Source organism: Kitasatospora sp. NPDC007106, from assembly GCF_040634455.1.
GTDB lineage: Bacteria > Actinomycetota > Actinomycetes > Streptomycetales > Streptomycetaceae > Kitasatospora > Kitasatospora arboriphila.
Genome location: NZ_JBEYFP010000429.1, coordinates 1 through 5,124, shown reverse-complemented (window position 1 = coordinate 5,124; position 5,124 = coordinate 1). Strand labels below are relative to the sequence as shown.

3 protein-coding genes are annotated in these 5,124 nt (G+C 77.7%); 2 read left to right on the top strand and 1 reads right to left on the bottom strand.

What is annotated here, in order from left to right; all coding sequences use genetic code 11:
• The coding region (locus ABZ641_RS25335; protein WP_359985186.1) for an SWIM zinc finger family protein at positions 1 to 1,080 on the bottom strand (1,080 nt) is incomplete at its 3' end.
• A 259-nt stretch (positions 1,081 to 1,339) separates the two neighbouring features.
• Between ABZ641_RS25335 and ABZ641_RS25330 the strand changes: the two genes are divergently transcribed.
• On the top strand, positions 1,340 to 2,446 hold the full coding sequence (locus ABZ641_RS25330) for an AAA family ATPase (protein WP_344626880.1): 1,107 nt from the start codon (positions 1,340 to 1,342) through the stop codon (positions 2,444 to 2,446).
• 58 nt (positions 2,447 to 2,504) lie between these two features.
• Positions 2,505 to 4,853: a DUF5682 family protein gene (locus ABZ641_RS25325; protein ID WP_359985182.1), complete on the top strand. Its 2,349-nt coding sequence runs from the start codon at positions 2,505 to 2,507 to the stop codon at positions 4,851 to 4,853.
• The last annotated feature ends 271 nt before the right edge of the window (positions 4,854 to 5,124 follow it).

Below are 5,124 nucleotides of genomic sequence, written 5' to 3'. Positions count from 1 at the left end.
CTCCAGCCACGGGTCGTCGGCGACGGCCTCGCCGTAGCCGGCCACCGCCTCGGCGGGGGAGACCCCGGCGGGCGGCCCGGCCGGGGCGGCCGCCGGCTCGCCGTGACGGGTGCCGAGGACGGCGCGCAGCGGGCGGGCGCCCGGGTGGAAGGCCAGCTCGGCCTCCAGCACCTGCCCGGTCGGCAGGGCGGTCTCGGGTGCCCGGCCGGGGCTGCCGAAGGAGAGCAGCAGGGCCGGGCGGCCGGTCTTGGTGCCGCGCAGCCAGATCCGGCGGGTGGTCAGCCGGTCGTCGGCGGTGTCGCGGCTGCCGAGGACGTGCCAGCGGTCGCGGACCGTCGGGCCGGCCAGCACCTCGTCCGCGCCGGTGCTGAACCCGACCCGGGTGCGGACCGTGGCGGCGAGCGGCGCGGGCAGTTCGTCCACCCGGCCGTAGGCGCCGGCCAGCAGGTGCAGCAGGGCGTACTCCTCCAGCTGGGAGTCCTGCGGGGTGTGGGCGAGCTCGCGGGCGCGGGCGGCCAGGCCCGGTGCCTGGGCGTCGACCATCCGGGCCGCGACCTCCTCCCAGCCGCCGGGGGCGGTGCTGTCGGCCAGGCCGCGCCGGACGGCGTCCGAGAGCCGCAGCCGCAGCTCCTGCGCGCCGGCGGCGACCCGGGCGGCGCGCTGCGCGGCCCGCCGGCGCGCCGCCGGGTCGTCCGCGGAGGACTCCCGGCGCTCCTGCTGCCGGACGGCCCGCTGCTCGGCGGCGCCCTGACGCCTGGCCAGCCATTCGGCCACCCACCCGGGCTGCGCCGCCGCCTCGGCGACCGCCGGGGAGCCGGCGCTCCACAGCAGCAGCAGGCCGAGCACGTGCTTGCACGGGAACTTCCGGCTGGGGCAGGTGCACTTGTACGCCGGCCCGGAGAGGTCGACGCAGGGGAAGTACGGCGTCTTCCCGCTGCCCTTGCAGGCGCCCCACAGCGCGCCGCCGCCCCAGCCCGCGTCCGACCACGGCGCGGGCGCGGACAGCTTGCCGGCCGCCTTCAGCGACGCCTGGTCCGGCGCGAGCGACAGGACGTGTTCGTTGCTCCAGCGTTCCTCCATGCCGACGACGCTAGGACGGGCCACTGACATCCGGTCCGGTCGAACTGACGGCCGGTCACCGCGGCGTCCCGGCTTGTCAGTGGGCTCGTGCATGGTGGTTCCAGCAGGCCGGAAGGGCGTACGAAGAAGCCCGTCCCGGCCCTGCCGCACCGCGTTCCGGCGGGCCGTCCGCGGCCGTCCCGTCCGCCGCGCACCCGTCCCCGTGCCCTGCCCGCACCCTGCCACAGCCATGCCCGGCGGCCGTACCCAGGAGATGTCGATGACCACCGAGACGACCACCCGTACGAGTGAAGTCCTCCGCCTCCACGCCGAGGACGCCTTCGCCGCCGAGCTCGCCGCGCTCGCCGCCGCCGACGACCGCCCCCGCCCCGCCCGCTGGCGGCTCTCGCCCTGGGCCGTCGCCACCTACCTGCTCGGCGGCACGCTGCCCGACGGCACCGTGATCACCCCCAAGTACATCGGCCCGCGCCGGGTGGTCGAGGTCGCCGTCACCACCCTGGCCACCGACCGGGCCCTGCTGCTGCTCGGCGTGCCCGGCACCGCCAAGACCTGGGTCTCCGAGCACCTCGCCGCCGCCGTCAGCGGCGACTCCACCCTGCTCGTCCAGGGCACCGCCGGCACTCCCGAGGAGGCCGTCCGCTACGGCTGGAACTACGCCCAGCTGCTCGCCAACGGCCCCAGCCGGCAGGCCCTGGTGCCCTCCCCGGTCATGCGGGCGATGGCCGACGGCAAGATCGCCCGCGTCGAGGAGCTCACCCGCATCCCGGCCGACGTCCAGGACAGCCTGATCACCATCCTGTCCGAGAAGACCCTGCCGGTGCCGGAACTCGGCGACGAGACGCAGGCCGTCCGCGGCTTCAACCTGATCGCCACCGCCAACGACCGCGACCGCGGCGTCAACGACCTCTCCTCCGCGCTGCGCCGCCGCTTCAACACCGTCGTGCTGCCGCTGCCCGCCACGCTCGACGAGGAGGTCGACATCGTCGGCCGCCGGGTCAACCAGCTCGGCCGCTCCCTCGACCTGCCCGAGCTGCCCACCGGCGCCGAGGAGATCCGCCGCGTCGTCACCGTCTTCCGCGAGCTGCGCTCCGGCGTCACCGCCGACGGCCGCACCAAGGTCAAGACGCCCAGCGGCACCCTCTCCACCGCCGAGGCGATCTCGGTGCTCACCAACGGCCTCGCCCTCGCCACCCACTTCGGCGACGGCATGCTCCGCGCCGGTGACGTCACGGCCGGCATCGTCGGCGCCGTCGTCCGCGACCCGGTCGCCGACCGCACGGTCTGGCACGAGTACGTCGAGGGCGTGCTCCGCGAGCGGGACGGCTGGAAGGACTTCTACCGCGCCGCCCGCGAGCACGCGCACTGACCCGGCCGCCGCGGCCCCAGCCCACCGAGAGAACCATCCGAGAGCGAGGTCCACGACCATGAGCGCAGAGGTCACCCTGCTCGGCGTCCGCCACCACGGGCCCGGCTCCGCCCGCGCGGTGGCCGCCGCCCTGGAGCAGCTGAAGCCCGACGCGGTGCTGATCGAGGGCCCGCCGGAGGCCGACGCGATCGCCGCGCTCGCCGCGGACAAGGAGATGCAGCCTCCGGTCGCCCTGCTCGCCCACGTCGTCGACGACCCGGCCAGGGCCGCCTTCTGGCCGTTCGCCGTGTTCTCCCCCGAGTGGGTGGCCCTGCGGTACGCCGCCGACCACGACGTCCCGGTCCGCTTCGTCGACCTGCCCGCGGCGCACACCTTCGCGCTCGCCGAAGCCCCGTCGGGCGTGCCGGGGGGCACGTCCGGCGAGGCGGCGGAGGCGGAGGGCGGCATCGGCGACCCGATCGCCGCCCTCGCCGAGGCCGCCGGCCACGACGACCCCGAGCGCTGGTGGGAGGACGTCGTCGAGCACCGCGCCCCCGACGGGGACGCCCTCGCGCCCTTCGCCGCGGTCGCCGAGGCCATGACCGCGCTGCGCGAGACCGCCCCGGCCGGGCCGCGCGCCCGCCGCGACGACCTGCGCGAGGCGTACATGCGCCAGCAGATCCGCGCCGCCCGCCGGGCCGGCCACCGCCGGATCGCGGTGGTCTGCGGCGCCTGGCACGTCCCCGCCCTGCAGACCATGCCCACCGTCGCCCACGACCGCGCCCTGCTCGCCGGCCTGCCCAAGGTGAAGACCCAGATCACCTGGGTGCCCTGGACGCACCGCAGGCTCGCCCAGCACACCGGCTACGGCGCCGGCATCGACTCGCCCGGCTGGTACCACCACCTCTTCACCAGCCCCGACCGGCCGGTCACCCGCTGGATGACCGGCATCGCCGACCTGCTCCGCGCCGAGGACCACCCGGTCTCCTCCGCGCACGTCATCGAGGCCGTCCGGCTCGCCGAGACGCTCGCCGTGCTCCGCGGCCGCCCGCTCGCCGGCCTCGGCGAGACCCTCGACGCCGTCCGGTCCGTGATGTGCGACGGCTCCGACGTCACCCTCGCCCTCGTCCACGACCGGCTGGTGGTCGGCGACGCCCTCGGCGAGGTCCCGGACGGCGCCCCCGCCGTCCCGCTCCAGCGCGACCTCGCCCGCCTCCAGCGCAGCCTGCGCCTCAAGCCGGAGGCCGCCGAGCGGGAGCTCGTCCTCGACCTGCGCAAGGACCTCGACGCCGAGCGCTCCCGCCTGCTGCACCGGCTGCGGCTGCTCGGCATCGACTGGGGCGCCCCGGCCCGCTCCGCCGTCAACTCCACCGGCACCTTCCGGGAGACCTGGCGGCTGCACTGGGAGCCCGAGTACGCCGTCCGCGTCGTCGAAGCCGCCCACTGGGGCACCACCGTCGAGGACGCGGCCTGCGGCAAGGCCGCCCGGCAGGCCGCCGACGCCACCGACCTCGCCGACCTCACCGGCCTCGTCGAGCAGTGCCTGCTCGCCGGCCTCACCGGCGCCCTGCCCGCCGTCATGCGGGCCCTCGCCGACCGGGCCGCCCTGGACACCGACGTGGCGCACCTCGCCGCCGCCCTGCCCGCCCTCGTCCGCGCGCTGCGCTACGGGGACGTCCGCGGCACCGACGCCACCGCCCTCGACGGCGTCGCCCGCGGCCTCGCCGAGCGGATCGGCGTCGGCCTGCCGCCCGCCTGCACCGGGCTCGACGCCGACGGCGCCGCCGCCATGCGCGCCCACCTCGACGCCGTCCACGCCGCCGTCGGCCTGCTGCCGCCCGCCGCCGGTGACGGCCCGGGCGACCACCCCGCCGAGCGGTGGGCCGCCGCCCTGCACTCCCTCGCCGCCCGCGAGCCCTCCGGCGGCCCCGCCACCGGCGTGCCCGGCCTGCTGCGCGGCCGCGCCGTCCGGCTGCTCCTCGACGAGGGCCGGCTCGACTCCGCGGAGGCCGGCCGCCGGATGGGCCTGGTGCTCTCCCCGGCCGGCGCCCCCGCCGACGCGGCCGGCTGGATCGAGGGCTTCCTGGCCGGCGGCGGCGCCCTGCTGCTGCACGACACCGCCCTGCTCGGCCTCCTCGACGACTGGCTCACCGGTGTCCCCGGCGACACCCTGATCGACCTGTTGCCGGTGCTGCGCCGCACCTTCTCCGGCCTGGAGGCGGCCGTGCGCCGCACCATCGGCGAGCGTGCCGCGGCCGGCCCGCTCGGCACCGGCGCGGCCGCCGCGGCCGCCCCGCCCGAGGAGCTCGACGAGCAGCGCGCGGACGCGGTCCTGCCCGTCCTCGCCCTCCTGCTCGGCCTGCCGGACGTGACGACGGCGCCGCTGCTGCCCCGCATCCCGCGCCAGCCCACCGGCCGCAACACCTGACCGGCAGGGCCTTCGCGCGGCGGCCGGGATGTCAGTCCCGGCTGGTTGCATGGCTGTTGGGACGCCGTCACCGCGCCGCCCGCCCGCGCTCCGGCCGCCCCGCCCGTCCGTACCCGCACCTGCACCCGTACGCGCACCCGAGGAGCATCCATGACCGCCACCCGCGCTCCGCTGGACCCGGCCGACGAGCGGCTGCGCCGTTGGCGGATGGTGCTCGGCGGCGAGGCCGACGGCACGGGCCACCGCCCGAGCGGGCGGGACGCCGCCATGG